Origin of the sequence: Streptomyces phytophilus, assembly GCF_013870535.1 — a bacterium.
Taxonomy (GTDB): Bacteria; Actinomycetota; Actinomycetes; order Streptomycetales; family Streptomycetaceae; genus Streptomyces; species Streptomyces phytophilus.
Genome location: NZ_JACBXC010001278.1, coordinates 1 through 1,698 on the forward strand (window position 1 = coordinate 1; position 1,698 = coordinate 1,698).

Sequence of the window (1,698 nt, forward strand, 5' to 3'; positions counted from 1 at the left end):
TCGCGGCGGAACCGGGTGCGGAACTCGTCGTCGTGCGCGAAGTGCGGGTGGACGACCTTGACGGCCACGGTGGCCCCGCCCGGGCTGCGGCCCAGGAAGACCCGGCCCATGCCGCCGGAGCCGAGCCTGCCGAGCACCCGGTACGGGCCCACGGCCTCCGGATCACCGCTCTGTACTGGCTGCATGGACTCCCCCCGGACCCGCCTCTCCTACGGTCCCTCGTACACCCGCCCTGTGGCGGGAACAGCTTAGGGCGCCCCCGCCGCCGGCAGCAGCCGCACCCGCGCCTCGTCCGGGAAGCCGGCCCTGCGGGCGAACTCGTCGATGCCCTCCAGCTGCGCGGGGCCCAGCCTGAAGTCCAGCGTGCGGAAGTACCGTTCGAGCAGCGGCGGGTCGAACGACTCCCACCGCGCCGCCTGCTCCGCGACCTTGTCAACCTCCGCGAGCGACAGGTCGCGGGAGTCGAGGAACGCCCGGTGCACGTTCGCCACCAGCTCCGGTTCGCGGGCGAGGAAGTCGCGGCGTACGGCCCACACGGCGAAGACGAACGGCAGCCCGGTCCAGTCCTTCCACATCTGACCGAGGTCGTGGACGTGCAGCCCGAGCCGCGGGGCGTCGTGCAGCGAGGCGCGCAGGGCGGCGTCCCCGATGAGCACGCCGGCCTGCGCCTCGCGCATCATCAGGGAGAGGTCGGGCGGGCAGGAGTAGTAGTCGGGCGCGACGGAGTACTGCTCGTCGATCAGAAGCTCGGCCAGGCGCACGGAGGTGCGCGAGGTGGAGCCGAGCGCCACGCGCTCCCGGTCCAGATCCGCCAGCGGCCGCTGCGAGACGATCACGCAGGACATCACGGGTCCGTCGCAGCCGACGGCGATGTCGGACAGGGCGACGAGGTCGTCGGCGTGTCGCAGGTATTCGACGAGGGTGACGGGGGCGATGTCCAGCTCCCCGTCGACGAGCTGCTCGCTGAGCCGTTCCGGGGTGTCCTTCGAAAGCTCCAGGTCGAGCAGGCTGCCCGTACGGGCGAGGCCCCAGTAGAGGGGGACGCAGTTCAGGAACTGGATGTGGCCGACTCGCGGCCGTCGCCTAGCTCCTGCGTCAGGAGGTGGTGCTGTCACGGCTCCGAGGCTAGCCCCAGCCCCGCCCGCACGTGGGTACGGGGGCTCACCGGAGCGTGATCTTCTCCCTACCGGGGAGGGCCCGCGCGTGCTAGGCTCAACCGCAAGTTGCAGTTTGGTTTCCTTGCAGTACCGTGCCTGCGGAGATTGTGACGCCGCAGGCATGTGTCGTTTTCAGGCTTCTTCGAGGCTCTGGGGCAGGGCGACCCTTTGGCCCAAGGAGGGCTCATGGCTACCGGAACCGTCAAGTGGTTCAACGCTGAAAAGGGCTTCGGCTTCATCGCCCAGGACGGCGGCGGTCCCGATGTCTTCGTCCACTACACCGCTATCAACGCCCAAGGCTTCCGCTCGCTCGAAGAGAACCAGCAGGTGACCTTCGACGTGCAGCAGGGCCCGAAGGGTCCGCAGGCGGCGAACGTCTCCCCGTCGTGACGTTCGCTCCACGCTGACCTGAGAAACCCCCGCCCTCCTGGTGGGGGTTTTCTCATGCCCGGGTGTCGGTGGGGCCGGATACGGTGGGCCCTATATGAACGACGTGGAGACGGGCACGGAGCCCGGGCACGAGACAGCGGACAGGGCGGCC

General features: G+C 69.8%; 2 protein-coding genes and 1 pseudogene. 1 reads left to right on the plus strand and 2 read right to left on the minus strand.

Annotated features, from left to right (window positions below; translation table 11 throughout):
* Nucleotides 1-185: pseudogene (locus tag H5J30_RS31560) on the minus strand (serine/threonine protein kinase); the annotation flags it as partial.
* 63 nt (nucleotides 186-248) lie between these two features.
* On the minus strand, nucleotides 249-1,115 hold the full coding sequence (locus H5J30_RS31565; protein WP_181790989.1) for a menaquinone biosynthetic enzyme MqnA/MqnD family protein: 867 nt from the start codon (nucleotides 1,113-1,115) through the stop codon (nucleotides 249-251).
* 228 nt (nucleotides 1,116-1,343) lie between these two features.
* Here H5J30_RS31565 and H5J30_RS31570 point away from each other — a divergent pair, with 228 nt between their 5' ends.
* Nucleotides 1,344-1,547, plus strand: a complete 204-nt coding sequence (locus H5J30_RS31570) for a cold-shock protein (RefSeq protein WP_018840208.1) — start codon at nucleotides 1,344-1,346, stop codon at nucleotides 1,545-1,547.
* The last annotated feature ends 151 nt before the right edge of the window (nucleotides 1,548-1,698 follow it).

Excerpts from the sequence above, each read along its gene's own strand:
- H5J30_RS31570 (WP_018840208.1), top strand. The coding sequence starts at position 1,344 with ATGGCTACCGGAACCGTCAAGTGGTTCAACGCTGAAAAGGGCTTCGGC.